16 protein-coding genes are annotated in these 17,845 nt (G+C 52.2%); 2 read left to right on the top strand and 14 right to left on the bottom strand.

Translation table 11 applies throughout. The features are described from left to right. Nucleotides 1-2: 2 nt before the first annotated feature. The 9 genes from pabC to yceD all read right to left on the bottom strand — a co-directional run bounded on the left by pabC (nucleotide 3) and on the right by yceD (nucleotide 7,317). Nucleotides 3-812, bottom strand: coding sequence for an aminodeoxychorismate lyase (pabC, locus tag AABJ99_RS14220; RefSeq protein ID WP_032302863.1), 810 nt, complete (start codon nucleotides 810-812; stop codon nucleotides 3-5). Nucleotides 813-931: 119 nt separating this feature from the next. Further along, a complete protein-coding gene (gene fabF / locus AABJ99_RS14225; protein ID WP_000044678.1) occupies nucleotides 932-2,173 on the bottom strand; it encodes a beta-ketoacyl-ACP synthase II in 1,242 nt (413 codons plus the stop codon). Between the two features lie 86 nt (nucleotides 2,174-2,259). Then, a complete protein-coding gene (acpP, locus tag AABJ99_RS14230) occupies nucleotides 2,260-2,496 on the bottom strand; it encodes an acyl carrier protein (RefSeq protein WP_000103754.1) in 237 nt (78 codons plus the stop codon). Nucleotides 2,497-2,706: 210 nt separating this feature from the next. After that, complete coding sequence (gene fabG / locus AABJ99_RS14235; protein ID WP_001008535.1) at nucleotides 2,707-3,441, bottom strand: 3-oxoacyl-ACP reductase FabG; 735 nt, start codon at nucleotides 3,439-3,441, stop codon at nucleotides 2,707-2,709. 12 nt (nucleotides 3,442-3,453) lie between these two features. Continuing rightward, nucleotides 3,454-4,383, bottom strand: coding sequence for an ACP S-malonyltransferase (gene fabD / locus AABJ99_RS14240; protein ID WP_000191372.1), 930 nt, complete (start codon nucleotides 4,381-4,383; stop codon nucleotides 3,454-3,456). Between the two features lie 15 nt (nucleotides 4,384-4,398). Continuing rightward, nucleotides 4,399-5,352, bottom strand: coding sequence for a beta-ketoacyl-ACP synthase III (fabH, locus tag AABJ99_RS14245; protein WP_000288127.1), 954 nt, complete (start codon nucleotides 5,350-5,352; stop codon nucleotides 4,399-4,401). A gap of 67 nt (nucleotides 5,353-5,419) precedes the next feature. Next, complete coding sequence (gene plsX, locus AABJ99_RS14250; RefSeq protein ID WP_072039644.1) at nucleotides 5,420-6,490, bottom strand: phosphate acyltransferase PlsX; 1,071 nt, start codon at nucleotides 6,488-6,490, stop codon at nucleotides 5,420-5,422. Nucleotides 6,491-6,570: 80 nt separating this feature from the next. Beyond that, nucleotides 6,571-6,744: a 50S ribosomal protein L32 gene (rpmF, locus tag AABJ99_RS14255; protein WP_000290727.1), complete on the bottom strand. Its 174-nt coding sequence runs from the start codon at nucleotides 6,742-6,744 to the stop codon at nucleotides 6,571-6,573. Nucleotides 6,745-6,795: 51 nt separating this feature from the next. After that, the gene (gene yceD, locus AABJ99_RS14260) at nucleotides 6,796-7,317 is read right to left on the bottom strand and encodes a 23S rRNA accumulation protein YceD (protein WP_001174481.1); all 522 of its coding nucleotides are present in this window, start codon (nucleotides 7,315-7,317) and stop codon (nucleotides 6,796-6,798) included. A 198-nt stretch (nucleotides 7,318-7,515) separates the two neighbouring features. On the opposite strand from yceD, the gene yceF reads away from it, so the two are divergent. Further along, nucleotides 7,516-8,100, top strand: coding sequence for a 7-methyl-GTP pyrophosphatase (yceF, locus tag AABJ99_RS14265; RefSeq protein WP_001125202.1), 585 nt, complete (start codon nucleotides 7,516-7,518; stop codon nucleotides 8,098-8,100). A 111-nt stretch (nucleotides 8,101-8,211) separates the two neighbouring features. Here the strand turns inward: yceF and rluC are convergent, their stop codons facing one another. Then, nucleotides 8,212-9,171: a 23S rRNA pseudouridine(955/2504/2580) synthase RluC gene (gene rluC / locus AABJ99_RS14270; protein ID WP_000846356.1), complete on the bottom strand. Its 960-nt coding sequence runs from the start codon at nucleotides 9,169-9,171 to the stop codon at nucleotides 8,212-8,214. Nucleotides 9,172-9,743: 572 nt separating this feature from the next. Between rluC and rne the strand changes: the two genes are divergently transcribed. After that, the gene (gene rne / locus AABJ99_RS14275) at nucleotides 9,744-12,929 is read left to right on the top strand and encodes a ribonuclease E (protein ID WP_039021665.1); all 3,186 of its coding nucleotides are present in this window, start codon (nucleotides 9,744-9,746) and stop codon (nucleotides 12,927-12,929) included. Between the two features lie 194 nt (nucleotides 12,930-13,123). On the opposite strand, the gene flgL is transcribed toward rne, so the two are convergent. The 4 genes from flgL to flgI all read right to left on the bottom strand — a co-directional run bounded on the left by flgL (nucleotide 13,124) and on the right by flgI (nucleotide 17,836). Then, the gene (gene flgL / locus AABJ99_RS14280; protein WP_001212755.1) at nucleotides 13,124-14,077 is read right to left on the bottom strand and encodes a flagellar hook-associated protein FlgL; all 954 of its coding nucleotides are present in this window, start codon (nucleotides 14,075-14,077) and stop codon (nucleotides 13,124-13,126) included. 11 nt (nucleotides 14,078-14,088) lie between these two features. After that, nucleotides 14,089-15,732 (bottom strand): flagellar hook-associated protein FlgK, encoded by a 1,644-nt coding sequence (gene flgK, locus AABJ99_RS14285; RefSeq protein WP_039021664.1) that lies wholly within the window; start codon nucleotides 15,730-15,732, stop codon nucleotides 14,089-14,091. A 65-nt stretch (nucleotides 15,733-15,797) separates the two neighbouring features. Further along, nucleotides 15,798-16,739: a flagellar assembly peptidoglycan hydrolase FlgJ gene (flgJ, locus tag AABJ99_RS14290; protein WP_039021663.1), complete on the bottom strand. Its 942-nt coding sequence runs from the start codon at nucleotides 16,737-16,739 to the stop codon at nucleotides 15,798-15,800. After that, nucleotides 16,739-17,836, bottom strand: coding sequence for a flagellar basal body P-ring protein FlgI (gene flgI, locus AABJ99_RS14295; RefSeq protein ID WP_000589300.1), 1,098 nt, complete (start codon nucleotides 17,834-17,836; stop codon nucleotides 16,739-16,741). The genes flgJ and flgI overlap by 1 nt, the downstream gene beginning before the upstream one ends. Between the last annotated feature and the right edge of the window lie 9 nt (nucleotides 17,837-17,845).

Raw genomic sequence — 17,845 nt, forward strand, 5'->3', positions numbered from 1 at the left:
GACTAATTCGGGCGCTCACAAAGTGGGGCTAAATATTCATATAACGTTGCTGACGAAAAGGAGACATCGCCACAGGCACGTACGGGCATCACTGGCATTAACGCATTACAAATAACCATCTCATCTGCCTGCAACGCCTCTTCCAGAGTGGCTTGCACTTCGACAAGCTGATAAGAGGATTGTGCCAGTAAACGGATACAGAATTGTCGCATAATGCCGTTAACACCTGCCTGCTCCAGTCGCGGCGTATAAACTACATTGCCCTTCCGCCAGAACAAATTAGCCGCACAGCATTCCGTAACCCACCCTTCGCTGTCAAGGACCAACGCCTCATCGGCATTTGTCTGCTCAAGATGAGAGCGAATCAATACTTGTTCAAGCCGATTAAGATGTTTAATACCTGCAAGATGAGGATTGCGCCCCAGCCGCACCGGGCTTAGCGCCAACATCATCCCCTCGTTACGCAAACGATCGTAATGTGCAGGATAAGCCGTAACGGAGAGAATCCGCGTTGCCGGTCCGCTGTTCAATGTGCTGTACCCTCGCCCGCCACTACCGCGACTGATCACGACCTTCAGCACACCATTCTGCTGTTCTGCTGCCAGCGTTTTCATCTCTTGTTCAAGCTGAGGCCAGAAGTCACAGGAAATCATCAACCGCTGGCAAGCATCCTGTAGTCGCTGGATATGTGCCGATAACAAACTGACTTTACCGTCGATAACTCTGGCGGTGGTAAAACAACCATCACCAAACTGCGTTGCTCGATCGCTTACTGCCAGCGATTCCTGTTTATGACCGTTAATTAAGAACATACCGGCTCCTTATCAGAGAATTGTTAGTGTGGCAGCATGTTCACTACAGAACAAGTCGGAATAAAAGCTAAGAAAAAAGGCCCGCAAGCGGACCTTTTATAAGGGTGGGAAATGACAACTTAGATCTTTTTAAAGATCAAAGAACCATTAGTACCACCGAAGCCGAAGGAGTTACACAGCGTGTATTCCATTCCGCTAACCTGACGCGCTTCGTGCGGTACGAAATCCAGATCGCAACCTTCATCCGGATTATCCAGGTTGATGGTTGGCGGAACAGCCTGATCGCGCAGTGCCAGGATGGAGTAGATAGACTCTACTGCACCCGCCGCACCTAACAGGTGACCGGTCATAGATTTCGTGGAGCTCACCAACACACGGCTGGCAGCTTCACCGAAGATGCTTTTAACAGCCTGCGCTTCAGCTTTATCGCCAGCCGGTGTAGAAGTACCGTGCGCGTTAACGTAGCCAATCTGACTCGCTTCAATGCCTGCATCACGCAGAGCATTTGCCATTGCCAGAGCTGCGCCTGCGCCGTTTTCTGGCGGTGACGTCATATGGTAAGCATCGCTGCTCATACCAAAGCCAACGAGTTCAGCGTAAATTTTCGCCCCGCGTTTTTTCGCGTGTTCGTACTCTTCCAGTACCAGCATACCGGCACCATCGCCCAGTACGAAACCATCGCGCTCTTTATCCCACGGGCGGCTCGCCGCTTGCGGGTTATCATTGCGGGTAGATAATGCACGTGCCGCGCCAAAACCACCAACGCCCAGCGGCGTACTGGCTTTCTCTGCGCCACCTGCAACCATCACGTCAGCATCGCCATACGCGATAATACGCGCAGCATGACCGATGTTGTGCACGCCAGAAGTACAGGCAGTCGCGATAGAGATGCTTGGGCCACGCAGGCCATACATGATAGTCAGATGACCTGCCACCATGTTCACAATCGTTGACGGAACGAAGAATGGGCTGATCTTACGTGGGCCACCATTCATCAGAGATGTGTGGTTTTCTTCGATCAGTCCGAGGCCGCCAATCCCGGAGCCAATTGCGGCACCAATACGGGTTGCGTTCTCTTCCGTTATTTCAAGGCCAGAATCCTGCATGGCCTGAACGCCAGCGACAATTCCATATTGAATGAAGGCATCCATCTTGCGCTGTTCTTTGCGCGAGATAATGTCCTCACAGTTAAAATCCTTTACTAAGCCAGCAAATTTCGTTGCATAGGCGCTAGTATCGAAATGGTCGATTAGGCTGATGCCACTCTGACCGGCAAGCAGAGCTTTCCAGGTAGACTCTACGGTATTGCCGACAGGAGACAACATGCCCAGTCCGGTCACAACTACACGACGCTTAGACACGTTTGTCCTCCAGGGAGGGAAAAATGATTCTAGTGGGACAAAAAGATAAAACTCAGGCGGTCGAACGACCGCCTGGAGATGTTCACTTACGCCTGGTGGCCGTTGATGTAATCAATGGCAGCCTGAACGGTGGTGATTTTCTCAGCTTCTTCGTCCGGAATCTCAGTATCAAACTCTTCTTCCAGAGCCATTACCAGCTCAACGGTGTCAAGAGAATCCGCGCCCAGGTCTTCAACGAAAGAAGCATTGTTGGTAACTTCTTCCTGCTTAACGCCCAGCTGTTCGCCGATAATTTTCTTAACGCGTTCTTCGATAGTGCTCATACTCTTAAATTTCCTATCAAAACTCGCTTTCGCGATGGTTTTCGTAGTGTATAAAATGTTGAAAAATTTGCAACTAAATCCCGGCAGGTCTTACCACGATTTTACGTTATTTTGAGGCCTTACCCCCCAATAACGCAAATCATTTTGCACTAATTATTACTCATAACCACGCAGACTGCGCGCAACATGAGCATTTTGTGCAAATCGCGGTCAGACCATGTACATCCCGCCGTTCACATGCAAAGTTTCACCCGTGATGTAAGCTGCTTCGTCGGATGCCAGGAATGCAACCGCGTTGGCGATTTCCTGTGCACCGCCGAGGCGACCCGCAGGAACCTGCGCCAGGATACCCGCACGCTGGTCATCGCTCAGCGCACGTGTCATGTCCGTTTCAATAAAGCCCGGAGCAACAACGTTTACAGTAATACCGCGTGACGCAACTTCGCGCGCCAGTGATTTACTGAAGCCGATCAAGCCCGCTTTCGCCGCAGCGTAGTTGGCCTGACCGCCATTTCCCATGGTACCAACCACAGAACCGATAGTGATAATGCGACCATGACGCTTTTTCATCATAGCGCGCATTACCGCTTTTGACAGACGGAAAACAGATGAAAGGTTGGTTTCGATAATATCGTTCCACTCTTCATCTTTCATTCGCATTAACAGGTTATCACGAGTGATACCGGCATTATTGACCAGGATATCCACTTCACCAAATTCTGCGCGAATTTTTTCCAGAACAGATTCGATAGATGCTGGATCGGTCACATTCAACATCAGACCTTTGCCGTTGGCACCTAAATAATCACTGATCGCCTGAGCGCCATTTTCACTGGTCGCAGTGCCGATAACTTTCGCGCCACGGGCTGCGAGCGTTTCAGCAATTGCGCGGCCAATTCCGCGGCTTGCACCGGTTACCAGTGCGATTTTTCCTTCAAAATTCATGATTTTCCTCTTTTAAAGCTCGAGCGCCGCTGCCATCGCTGAAGGTTCGTTCAGCGCCGAGGCGGTCAGGGTGTCGACAATGCGTTTCGTCAGGCCAGTAAGCACTTTGCCCGGGCCGACTTCATAGAGATGTTCTACGCCTTGCGCTGCCATGTATTCAACAGACTTCGTCCACTGAACCGGGTTATACAACTGACGTACCAGTGCGTCACGGATGGCATCACCATTGGTTTCGCATTTCACATCAACGTTATTCACAACAGGAACTGTTGGTGCGTTAAAGGTGATTTTCGCTAATTCTACTGCCAGTTTGTCGGCTGCCGGTTTCATCAGCGCACAGTGAGACGGTACGCTCACTGGCAACGGCAGCGCGCGTTTTGCGCCTGCAGCTTTACAGGCAGCTCCAGCACGCTCAACGGCTTCTTTATGTCCCGCAATTACCACCTGGCCTGGAGAGTTGAAGTTTACCGGAGAAACCACCTGACCTTCTGCAGCTTCTTCACACGCTTTCGCAATAGACGCATCATCCAGACCGATGATTGCCGCCATAGCGCCCGTTCCTTCCGGTACGGCTTCTTGCATGAACTTGCCGCGCATCTCAACCAGACGCACCGCATCAGCGAAATCAATCACACCAGCGCAAACCAGCGCAGAGTATTCCCCGAGGCTGTGACCGGCCATCATCGCTGGTGCTTTACCGCCCTGCTGCTGCCATACGCGGTACAGCGCAACTGATGCAGTCAACAGCGCTGGCTGAGTTTGCCAGGTTTTATTAAGTTCTTCGGCTGGCCCCTGCTGAGTCAGCGCCCACAGGTCATAACCCAGCGCCGCAGAAGCTTCAGCAAACGTTTCTTCGACAATGGGATAGCTCGCCGCCATATCAGCCAGCATTCCAACGGTTTGAGAACCCTGTCCAGGGAACACAAATGCAAATTGCGTCATGTTTTAATCCTTATCCTAGAAACGAACCAGCGCGGAGCCCCAGGTGAATCCACCGCCAAAGGCTTCAAGCAGAACCAACTGCCCCGGCTTAATGCGCCCGTCACGTACAGCTTCATCCAGCGCGCACGGGACAGAGGCCGCAGAGGTATTACCGTGGCGATCCAGCGTCACCACGACATTGTCCATCGACATGCCGAGTTTTTTCGCCGTTGCACTGATAATACGCAGGTTAGCCTGATGCGGAACCAGCCAGTCCAGTTGAGAACGGTCAAGATTATTTGCCGCCAGCGTCTCATCAACGATGTGAGCCAGTTCCGTTACCGCAACCTTGAAGACTTCGTTGCCCGCCATCGTCAGATGAATTGAATTCTCTGGATTCACACGGTCAGCATTAGGCAGCGTCAGCAATTCACCATAGCTACCATCGGCGTGCAGATGGGTAGAGATGATTCCCGGCTCTTCAGAGGCAGCCAACACCGCAGCGCCCGCGCCATCGCCAAAAATAATAATAGTCCCGCGATCTGTTGGATCACAGGTGCGCGCCAGTACATCGGAACCGACGACCAGAGCATACTTCACCGCCCCAGATTTCACGTATTGATCGGCTACGCTTAACGCGTAGGTGAAACCTGCGCAAGCTGCTGCAACGTCAAATGCCGGGCAACCTTTAATACCCAACATGCTTTGAATCTGACATGCTGCGCTCGGGAAAGCGTGCGTAGCAGAAGTCGTTGCCACAACGATCAGGCCAATCTGGTCTTTATCAATGCCCGCCATCTCAATTGCGCGTGTCGCCGCTTCAAAGCCCATGGTTGAAACGGTTTCGTTTGGTGCAGCAATGTGGCGTTCGCGGATGCCGGTACGAGTGACAATCCACTCGTCAGAGGTATCCACCATTTTTTCCAAATCGGCGTTTGTCCGCACTTGTTCGGGCAGATAGCTGCCAGTACCAATAATCTTCGTATACATGTACGCTCAGTCACTTTTCGGTTATATACCGTCACTTGCAAACTGCGAGTTCGCTGGCAGCGTCCTGCTACCGCAGAGTTCCGCTTTTGCCACCGTCCAGCAGCTCAAAACCAGCTGGGTATACAGATTCCAGGCGAGCGGCAATTCGCTGAGGAACTTGTCGCTGCACCGCCTGCACTGCCTGTTCAATCGCGACCGCAAAAGCTCGCTGATTGGCCGCACCATGACTTTTTATCACCGTGCCGCGCAATCCTAACAGACAGGCGCCGTTATACTGGTCGGGGTTGAGGTGACTGAATCGCCTCGTCAGGCTCTTTTGTAGCCAACGCTTTAATAACAGTAGCCACCACGACCGTTTTTTCCCTTCACCCTGAGATTTCAGCAGAGAAAGGAACATCCTGACAACACCTTCCATCGTCTTTAATGTGACATTTCCTGTAAAGCCGTCACAAACCAGCACATCTGTCTTGCCAGTTAACAACTCATTGGCTTCAAGATAGCCGATATAATTGATAGAAGGGATTGTTTTAAGCACCGCTGAGGCATCCCGAATACTGTCGAGACCCTTTACTTCTTCTTCACCAATATTGAGCAACGCCACGCGAGGATTGGGAATTTCCACCACCTCTTCAGCCAGAACTGAGCCCATAATGGCAAATTGCACCAACATTGTACTGTCACTATCGACGTTGGCCCCTAAATCGAGGACCACCGTTTTGCCCTTTTGCTGATGCGGTAATACCGTCACCAGCGCCGGACGCTCAATCCCCTCCAGGGGCTTGAGTAATAATTTTGCCAGCCCCATCAGCGCCCCGGTATTACCGGCACTGACACAGGCTTGCGCTCGACCTTCTTTCACCAGCTCCAGGGCCACGCGCATTGAACTCCCACGACTGGCGCGGATAGCTTGCGAAGGCCGGGCATCACTGGCGATAACTGACTGCGCAGGAATAATCTGCAGACGCGAACGTTGTTCAAAGTCAGCTTTAGCAAGTAATGGCGTGATGGCGTCGGGATTGCCGACTAAAAGAAGAGTGAGTTGCGAATTAGAATTCAGTGCCTGCAATGCTGCAGGCACTGTCACGGAAGGGCCAAAATCCCCTCCCATGACATCTAACGCCAGGGTTAGACGTGTCAAGGTATCGTCGCCGCCCGGTTTGGTCTTTCCCCAGTTGCCTGGGGAAAATCCTCACTAAGCTTCATCACGCAGACGCGTGATTACTTAGCGATGACCTTGCGGCCGCGGTAGTAACCGTCGGCAGTGATGTGGTGACGCAGGTGTTTTTCACCAGAAGTTTTGTCTACAGACAGGCTGGTGACTGCGGTCAGCGCGTCATGGGAACGACGCATGCCACGTTTGGAACGGGTTGGTTTATTCTGTTGTACGGCCATGGACCTTACTCCTCAATTACGGTTTATCCCCGATCCAACGGGGAGCACCAATTACTTACGCTTTAAGCTGGCTAATACGGCAAATGGGTTTGGCTTTTGCGCTTCTTCAGGCAGTTCACCAAAGACCATGTCCGCTTCGGACACTTCACAGTGTTCAGAATCATGCACCGGAACTACCGGCAAGGCGAGGATGATTTCATCTTCAACCATTGCAAGCAGATCGATTTCACCGAATTCGTTAACCTCAATCGGTTCATACGCTTCCGGCAGTGCTTCAGCCTGTTCGTCTGAACGCACAGGACTAAAACAATACGTTGTGTAGACCTGATGAGTAAACGGCTTCCCGCAACGCTGACACTCGAGCGTTACCGTCACCTTCGCATCGCCGTTTAACACTGCGAGACGTTGGTTATCGATAGCGAACGACATGGAGCATTCCACATCACTGTCCACACTGACTACGGATTCGGCGACGCGCTCAACCTGATCAGGGGTATAGATACCCTGGTAATCAAGGCGTTTTTGAGCCGTACGAACCGGATCGAGAGTCAGGGGTAATTTTACCTTTTGCATAGGGCGCGCATATTAACTTTGTAACGTCATAGAGTCAAAGAAAAAGGCAGCCTGTGGTTGCCTTTTGCCAATAATTCGCACACATTGCGGGTTACTGCTTTATTTTCGTTCAGTGCTGATAACGAACATCAACCTGCAAAACGAAGCGCATAGTTTAAAATGGCTATCATCAATACGCTATATCTGATGGAAAAAAATATGCCTAAACTTATTTTAGCCTCCACCTCGCCCTGGCGTCGCGCTCTTCTGGAAAAACTGCAAATCTCTTTTGAATGTGCAGCACCCGAGGTCGACGAAACCCCACGCAGCGACGAATCACCGCGACAGTTGGTGCTTCGACTGGCACAAGAAAAAGCGCAATCTCTGGCGTCACGTTATCCGGATCATTTAATTATTGGTTCAGACCAGGTATGTGTTCTTGATGGCGAAATCACCGGTAAACCGTTAACGGAAGAAAATGCCCGTCTGCAATTACGCAAAGCCAGCGGCAATATCGTCACCTTCTATACTGGACTGGCGTTGTTTAATTCGGCGAATGGGCATCTGCAAACAGAAGTGGAGCCTTTTGACGTCCATTTCCGTCACCTGAGCGAGGCGGAGATTGATAATTACGTGCGTAAGGAGCATCCCCTGCACTGCGCGGGTAGCTTTAAGAGTGAAGGATTTGGCATTACGCTGTTTGAGCGTTTAGAAGGGCGTGACCCTAACACGCTGGTTGGTTTACCGCTAATCGCGCTGTGTCAGATGTTACGTCGGGAAGGGAAAAACCCGCTAATGGGATAGTTTTTTACGCCGGATGCAGGTATGTCGCATCCGGCAATCGGTGCTGGCGGCCTGATGCGGCGTAAACGCCTTATCAGGCCAACCGCCCATTATCAGGTTTATATGCTTGTATTAGCGCGCGTTACGCAGCTTTTGCAAACAACGCTTCAAACCTTCATCCATCGGCGCTTCGATACGCATCACCTCACCGGTTCCCGGATGGGTAAACTTCAACGCTGCGGCGTGCAGGAACAGACGATTTAATCCCGTGCCTGCTTCAGTGAGCTGTCTATCAAATTCACGGTCACCGTAGCGATCGTCAAAGGCAATCGGATGACCCGCATACTGTGTATGCACACGGATCTGATGAGTACGCCCAGTTACCGGGCTACAACGCACCAGGGTGGCAAATGCATAGCGTTCTTCCACTTTAAAGCGTGTTTCCGACGGTTTACCTTCCTGACTCACACGCACGATACGTTCGCCGCTTTGCAGAATATTTTTCAGCAACGGCGCTTGTACGCTCTTCACATGCGACTGCCACTGACCGCGCACCAGCGCCAGGTAATCTTTTTGCATCCCTTTTTCACGTAATTGCTCATGCAGAGAACGCAACGCCGAGCGTTTTTTCGCTACCAGCAACACACCGGAAGTGTCCCGGTCGAGACGATGAACCAGTTCAAGGAACCGCGCTTCCGGGCGCAACGCCCGCAAACCTTCGATAACGCCGAAGCTTAAACCACTGCCGCCATGTACCGCCGTACCGGAAGGTTTATTCAGCACCAGGATATGCTCATCTTCATATAAGATGACGTCCGCCAGCGCTGCCACCTTTTGCAGATGTGGCGAAACCGCCTCTTCTTCCCGCTCAGCAACGCGAACCGGTGGGATACGCACCTCATCACCCGCTTCGAGTTTATATTCAGGCTTAATACGTTTTTTGTTCACCCGCACTTCGCCTTTACGCAAAATACGGTAAATCATACTTTTTGGTACGCCTTTCAATTGGGTACGCAAAAAGTTATCGATACGTTGCCCCGCTTCGTCAGCGGTGATAGCAACAATTTTTACGGATGGAGTCTCTGTTTTCATGGTGGGCGATTCTAATTAGCCAACAGGATTCGCGCCACTCATTTTTCTATGCTTATATTTAGTTTTGCACCTTATTACTTCACTACGTCATCACTTTATTGATGGTTATTAAACCAATCACCATTAAGAAGTGAAAAAACTGTGAGTAAGCGGGTGATAAATGGTAAAAGTCATCTTGCTATAACAAGGCTTGCAGTGGAATAATGAGAACGTTTCCGTGTCCATCCTTGTTAAAACAAGAAATTTTACGGAATAACCCATTTTGCCCGACCGATCATCCACGCAGCAATGGCGTAAGACGTATTGATCTTTCAGGCAGTTAGCGGGCTGCGGGTTGCAGTCCTTACCGGTAGATGGAAATATTTCTGGAGAGTAATACCCAGTCTGTTTCTTTGATAATTGCGCTGTTTTTCCGCATGAAAAACGGGCAACCGACACTCTGCGCCTCTTTGAGCTGACGATAACCGTGAGGTTGGCGACGCGACTAGACACGAGGCCATCGGTTCACACCCGGAAAGGCGTTACTTTGCCCGCAGCTTAGTCGTCAATGTAAGAATAATGAGTAAGTTACGATGAAAAGAATGTTAATCAACGCAACTCAGCAGGAAGAGTTGCGCGTTGCCCTTGTAGATGGGCAGCGTCTGTATGACCTGGATATCGAAAGTCCAGGGCACGAACAGAAAAAGGCAAACATCTACAAAGGTAAAATCACCCGCATTGAACCGAGTCTGGAAGCTGCTTTTGTTGATTACGGCGCTGAACGTCACGGTTTCCTCCCACTTAAAGAAATTGCCCGCGAATATTTCCCTGCTAACTACAGTGCTCATGGCCGTCCCAACATTAAAGATGTGTTGCGTGAAGGTCAGGAAGTTATTGTTCAGATTGATAAAGAAGAGCGCGGTAACAAAGGCGCAGCACTGACCACCTTTATCAGCCTGGCAGGTAGCTATCTGGTTCTGATGCCGAACAACCCGCGCGCGGGTGGTATTTCTCGCCGTATTGAAGGCGACGACCGTACCGAATTAAAAGAAGCACTGGCAAGCCTTGAACTGCCGGAAGGCATGGGGCTTATCGTGCGCACCGCTGGCGTCGGCAAATCTGCAGAGGCGCTGCAATGGGATTTAAGCTTCCGCCTGAAACACTGGGAAGCTATTAAAAAAGCCGCTGAAAGCCGCCCTGCCCCGTTCCTGATCCATCAGGAGAGCAACGTCATCGTTCGCGCATTCCGCGATTACTTACGTCAGGACATCGGCGAAATCCTTATCGATAACCCGAAAGTGCTCGAACTGGCGCGTCAGCATATCGCTGCATTAGGTCGCCCGGATTTCAGCAGCAAAATCAAGCTGTACACTGGTGAAATTCCGCTGTTCAGCCACTACCAGATCGAGTCGCAGATCGAGTCCGCCTTCCAGCGTGAAGTCCGTCTGCCGTCTGGTGGTTCTATTGTTATCGACAGCACTGAAGCGTTAACTGCCATCGATATCAACTCCGCACGCGCAACCCGCGGCGGCGATATCGAAGAAACCGCGTTTAACACCAACCTCGAAGCTGCCGATGAGATTGCTCGTCAGCTGCGCCTGCGTGACCTCGGCGGCCTGATTGTTATCGACTTCATTGACATGACGCCAGTCCGCCACCAGCGTGCGGTAGAAAACCGTCTGCGTGAAGCGGTACGTCAGGACCGTGCACGTATTCAAATCAGCCATATTTCTCGCTTTGGTCTGCTGGAAATGTCCCGTCAGCGGCTGAGTCCATCGCTGGGTGAATCCAGCCATCACGTCTGCCCGCGCTGCTCCGGTACCGGCACCGTGCGTGACAACGAATCCCTGTCGCTCTCTATTCTGCGTCTGATTGAAGAAGAAGCGCTGAAAGAGAACACTCAGGAAGTGCATGCCATTGTTCCTGTACCAATCGCTTCTTACCTGCTGAACGAAAAACGCTCTGCGGTAAATGCCATTGAAACTCGTCAGGACGGCGTGCGCTGTGTGATTGTGCCAAACGATCAGATGGAAACCCCGCACTACCATGTGCTGCGCGTACGCAAAGGGGAAGAAACCCCAACCTTAAGCTACATGCTGCCGAAGCTGCATGAAGAAGCGATGGCGCTGCCGTCTGAAGAAGAGTTCGCTGAACGTAAGCGTCCGGAACAACCTGCGCTGGCAACGTTTGCCATGCCGGATGTGCCGCCAGCGCCAACGCCAGCTGAACCTGCCGCGCCTGTCGCAGCCCCAGCACCTAAAGCTGCACCGGCAACACCAGCAGCTCCTGCACAACCTGGGCTGTTGAGCCGTTTCTTCGGCGCACTGAAAGCGCTGTTCAGCGGTGGTGAAGAAACCAAACCGACCGAGCAACCAGCACCGAAAGCAGAAGCGAAACCGGAACGTCAACAGGATCGTCGCAAGCCTCGTCAGAACAACCGTCGTGACCGTAATGAACGCCGCGACACACGTAGCGAACGTAATGAAGGCAGCGATAATCGCGAAGAAAACCGCCGTAATCGTCGCCAGGCACAGCAGCAGACTGCCGAGACGCGTGAGAGCCGTCAGCAGGCTGAGGTAACGGAAAAAGCGCGTACCACCGACGAGCAGCAAGCGCCGCGTCGTGAACGTAGCCGCCGCCGTAATGATGATAAACGTCAGGCGCAACAAGAAGCGAAAGCGCTGAATGTTGAAGAGCAATCTGTTCAGGAAACCGAACAGGAAGAACGTGTACGTCCGGTTCAGCCGCGTCGTAAACAGCGCCAGCTGAATCAGAAAGTGCGTTACGAGCAAAGCGTAGCCGAAGAAGCGGTGGTCGCACCGGTGGTTGAAGAAACTGCCGCTGCCGAAACCATCGTTCAGGAAGCGCCTGCTCCGCGAACAGAACTGGCGAAAGTCCCGCTGCCAGTCGTAGCGCAAACTGCGCCGGAACAGCAGGAAGAGAACAATGCTGATAACCGTGATAACGGTGGCATGCCGCGTCGCTCTCGCCGCTCGCCTCGTCACCTGCGCGTGAGTGGTCAGCGTCGTCGTCGCTATCGTGACGAGCGTTATCCGACCCAGTCGCCAATGCCGTTAACCGTAGCGTGCGCGTCTCCGGAACTGGCCTCTGGCAAAGTCTGGATCCGCTATCCGATTGTACGTCCGCAAGATGTACAGGTTGAAGAGCAGCGCGAACAGGAAGAAGTACAAGTGCAACCGATGGTGACTGAGGTCCCTGTCGCCGCCGCTGTCGAACCTGTTGTTAGCGCGCCGGTTGTTGAAGAAGTGGCTGAAGTCGTAGAAGCCCCCGTTCAGGTTGCCGAACCGCAACCGGAAGTGGTTGAAACGACGCATCCTGAGGTGATTGCCGCCGCGGTAACTGAACAGCCGCAGGTGATTACCGAGTCTGATGTTGCCGTAGCCCAGGAAGTTGCAGAACACGCAGAACCGGTGGTTGAACCGCAGGAAGAGACGGCTGATATTGAAGAAGTTGCCGAAACTGCTGAGGTTGTGGTTGCTGAGCCTGAAGTTGTTGCTCAACCTGCCGCGCCAGTCGTCGCTGAAGTCGCAGCAGAAGTTGAAACGGTAGCTGCGGTTGAACCTGAGGTCACCGTTGAGCATAACCACGCTACCGCGCCAATGACGCGCGCTCCGGCACCGGAATATGTTCCGGAGGCACCGCGTCACAGTGACTGGCAGCGCCCTACTTTTGCCTTCGAAGGTAAAGGTGCTGCAGGTGGTCATACGGCAACGCATCATGCATCTGCCGCGCCTGCGCGTCCGCAACCTGTTGAGTAATAATTAGCTCAAGTAATCAAGCCCTGGTAACTGCCAGGGCTTTTTTATTTCATCTTTAAATCAACATATTAAAATTTATCGAATGGCATCCTTGCTAACCAACAATACAAAATAGGCAAAAAAATGCCCGCCCCGGCGATCCCAGAGCGGGCAGACAAAACATACCCAGTTTCATGATATGTTTTAAAGCGAGCTTATTTGTTGAGCTGGAACAGCGACAATCCCTGCATATCGGTAAATGCTTTATACGATGCCTGCAATGCCGTTTGCTGCATGATGTAAGATGAAATAGTTGCATTCCAGTCCACATCAACCAGATCGCTCATCTGCTGCGTTTGCCCTAAAGCGCGATCGCTACCTAATGAATCCAGCGACTCCAGTTCGTTCAGCTGCGTGCCTAATTCCGCGCGAACGGTCAGCACATTGTTCAGCGAGTTTTTCAGTCCGCGGTTGGTTTTATCCAGTGCCGCAGCGGCGGTTTCTTTATCCGCTTCGCTTTCCGCGACCGGCGTTTTCAGGGCTGCGATGGCGCTATCCAGCATGGCAAAAAGATTGGTTTCAGAAGCGCTACCGTCTGGTTCCGCTACCGCGTTGCTGGTAATACTGTCGAAAATTTTGTCACCCGTGTGCCCTATCACCATCGAACGCGAAGCATCGACCTGTTGTTTAATACTTTCTGCTCCGCCAACATATTCGCCGTCTGCCTCACTAAACGGCGCAGTTTCTGTTTTATAACCGGCAAAAATGTAGCGCCCGTTACCATCCGTAGTGTTCGCCAGATTCAGCAACTGGTCACGAATACCCTGGATATCGGTTGCCAACGACGCCCGGTCATCATCACTCAAGGTGCCATTGCTGGCGTAGACAATTTTTTCCTGAGCATTCTGGATAGCAGTGGTGACCTGGCTAAGCACACTCTCTTCCAGTGACACTTTTTGAGTGGCGAAAGTACGCGCCAGCGTGTACTGACTGTTTTGCGCCTGTGCCTGGGAGAGAACAACAGCTTGTGATGCAGCAATGGGATCATCTGAAGGGTTAACGACTCGCTTACCCGTCGACATCTGTTCGCCGTACTTCATCCATTCGGCCTGAGAATTGGTGATGCCACGCATGTTTTGCTGGTACATCATCTGGGTACTGAAACGCATTTTATCTCCCCTTAACGAATGTTAATCAGCGCATCAAAAATCGCGTTTGCCGTCTGCAGAACCTGCGCATTCGCCAGGTAATACTGCTGAAAACGTTGCAGATTTCCATACTCCTCATCGAGATTGACACCGGAAATCGACTGCTGCTGATTGGAAAGCTGCGTCACCACATTACCTTGCGTGGTGCTACTGGTTTTCAACGTCGCGGTTTTATTACCGATATCACTCACTAACGAGGCATAAGCGTCGTTAAAGGATTTCGCACCGCCCACCGTTTTACTGTTACTTTGCAGATCCAGCAGGGCCTGACCGTTGCGGTTGTCGCTATCACCCGCATCTTCTGCGCTCGCCATGGCGATTTTCGCTTCGTCGGTGATTAATACATCCATGTTGACGATGGCGTCACTTACCGGTTTCAGTGTGAAGCTGTCGTTAACGGCAGGCGTTCCTGTAAACGTCAACTCCAGACCATCAAATGCCACTTTACCGTTAGCATCCGGCGTCACCGTAAAAGTGGTATTGCTGGCAAGGCGGGTGACCTGCCACTGATTATTATCGAACGAGATTTTGTAATCTGTCGCCAGTACCGCGGAGGCATCGGTTACCGTGGCACCGATCGCAACGCCACCATTGTTGTTAGTATTTTGCAGAACCGCGGGCTTACCGATAGCAAAGAAATCCTCCCCTTCTTTACCATTGGCATCATCCCCCTTGTTATGTTGGGCATTGAAAGCCTCGGCAAATGCCAGCGCCAGTTGTCCGAGCGTATTACGCGTCTGGTCGAGATCCTGAGAACGAAATGTCAGAATACCGCCCAGTGACCCGGTATTCAGCAATTTCTCCGGGATCTCAAGATTGCCCGCAGTCCCATCAACATAAGCGACAGTCGTACGAGAAGGGTCGGCGCTGGAAGGAATTGCCGCAAGTTGCCGCGCCGTACTTCCCTGAACCAGTGAGTAGCCATTGGCCATCGTGATGTTATAAGTGCCACCATCCTGAACGCTGACTTCTACGCCAACAATCTGGTTTAATTCGCTCACCAGTTGATCGCGTTGATCCAGCAGATTGTTAGGTGACGCCCCTGCCCCCACGCCTGTCAGGCGGGAGATCTGATCGTTCAGGCTGGCGATTTGTTTAGCGTAATTGTTGATCTGATCAACGCTGGCACCTATCGCGATATTGACCTGTTTGTCCTGGTCGCGCAGATATTGATCGGTGGTTTTAAACTGATTCACCAACCCTTCTGATTTCCCAATCAGCGCCTGGCGCGCTGCCGGATCTTCCGCGTTACTCACCAGCGTTTGCAGGCTGGTGAAGAAATCCTGCATCTGTGTTGCCAGCGAAGAGGTACTGGTGGAGAGCATATTGTCGATTTTCGACATCTGCTCATAGCGGGCAGTCAGGCCGCTACTTTGCGTCTGAGCCGCACGTAACTGGTTGGTAATAAAAGCATCATACTCACGCTGCACACCGGAAACGTAGACACCATTGCCAACCCAGCCACCCGCGCCCAACGTGCTGTTGGCCTGCGCCATAATAGTGGTTTGGCGGGTATATCCGGCAACGTTATAGCTGGAGATATTATTACTTGCCGTATTTAACGCCGCCTGGGCCGCGTTCAGTCCGCTCATGGCGTTATTGATCAAGCTGGACATGGAGGTTCCTTATAAGCCTTCAATTACAGAGTATTATCGGCAGCGACCCGCCGGACTTGAGTTATTCAGAACAGATTATCAATGTTCATGCTGTAGGTTTTGCTCACCTTGTCGCTTATCGATTTCATCTGCTGAATCATGCTGGTGAGTTTGCGGGCATAGTGAGGATCGGTGGCATAGCCCGCGTCCTGTAGGGCCTGCGCCCCCTGCTCCGCACTCGCGGCGGTCGTCACGGCAGCGTAGCGCGGGTTACGTGTTAATAGCCCAACGTAATCCGACAATGCTTCCAGATACGAGCTGTAGACCCGAAACTTCGCTTTTACTTTCTTCGCTTCGCCATTTTCATATTCAGTCGTGGTGATTTCAGTGACTGGCCCTTTCCAGTTGCCAGAGGCTTTGACGCCAAACAGGTTATAGCTCGGCTCGCCGTTTTCACGGCGGATTTGCCGTTGTCCCCAGCCAGATTCCAGCGCCGCCTGAGCGAGGATCAAATGATGTGGCACACCGCTTTGCTGGCTTGCCAGTTGGGCGGGCAACGAGAGTTGCGCGAGGAATGCTTTACTGTCACCCGGCAGCGAATCATCGTAGTTACGTGGTACGGCCTTTTGCACCAGCTGCGAAAGCGTCTGATTTTGATAACGCACCACGGTTTCGAGCGGGAATTTCATCGGTGCTGCTGGCGTGGACTCATCTGGCAATGGTTGTTCTGGCGTCATCTGTTTAACCATCATCTCTGCCAGCCCCAGACCTTTGCCCGCCGTCATCTGTTGGGCAATCTGCTGGTCATACATACTGGTATACAGGCGAGTGTGCTCGCTGCTGAACAGGCCATCTTTTGGTAAAGCGTCGCGCATGCTTTTCAACATCATCTGCACGAACATCCCTTCCACCTGGCGGGCCACCGGACGGATATTTGCCGCCGGATCTTCGCCCGCTTTCGCCTTAAGTTCGTTGAGCGATTGTGCATCCCAGGCCGCACTTGCCAGTAGTTTGCTGTCGCTGATCATCAGATGATTTCCAGTTTTGCCCGCAGACATCCCGCACTTTGCATTGATTGCAGTATGGACATCAGATCCATCGGCGTAGCGCCCAGCGCATTGAGCGCACGCACCACGTTATTGAGGCTGGCGCTGGAACGTACGCTTTGCAGCGAACCGCCGCTCTGGCGTAAATCGATCTGCGTTTGTGGAGTAACCACAGTCTGCCCGCCACCAAACGGTGTATCTGGCTGGCTGACATTGGCCTGCCGATTTACCGTAACCGAGAGATTCCCCTGCGCTACCGCGCAGCTGTCGAGGGTCACTTCGCGATTCATCACCACCGAACCAGTGCGCGAGTTAATCACTACTTTAGCGTCCTGCGGGGTGACATTAACCTGCATATTCTGGATATCGGCAAGGAAACGGACCTGGGAACTGTTGCCACTCGGTACGCGCACCTGAATAGTCCGCGCATCTAACGCGGTGGCGCTGCCATATCCACGCACGCGGTTGATGGTGTCAGCGATTTGCTGCGCCATACTGAAATCTTCGTCGTTAAGTTGCAAATTAAGGGTATTCCCGACGCCAAACTGGCTGGGCAATTCACGTTCAATAACCGCACCATTGGTGATCCGTCCACCGTTCAGTTGGTTCACCTGAACACTGCTACCGCCAGCGGAGGCCCCTGCGCCGCCAACCAGAATATTGCCCTGTGCCAGCGCATACACCTGACTGTCAACGCCCTTAAGCGGTGTCATCAATAACGTACCGCCACGCAGACTTTTGGCATTTCCCATGGAAGAAACCACCACGTCAATGGTTTGCCCCTGACGTCCAAACGGTGGAAGTGACGCCGTCACCATTACCGCAGCGACGTTTTTTAGCTGCATATTAGTGCCCGTCGGAACGGTAATTCCCAGCTGTGAGAGCATGTTATTAAGCGTTTGTGTGGTAAACGGCGTCTGAGTTGTCTGGTCACCGGTGCCATCCAGCCCCACCACCAGGCCATAGCCAATCAGTGAGTTTTGCCTTACCCCCTGAACACTGGTGAGATCGCGAATACGCTCAGCCTGAGCTGCCGTGATAACCAGTAGAAGAATTAATGCAGAGAGAAATTTAATCACCACAGCCTC

This window comes from Escherichia coli, assembly GCF_036503815.1.
Classification (GTDB): domain Bacteria; phylum Pseudomonadota; class Gammaproteobacteria; order Enterobacterales; family Enterobacteriaceae; genus Escherichia; species Escherichia coli_F.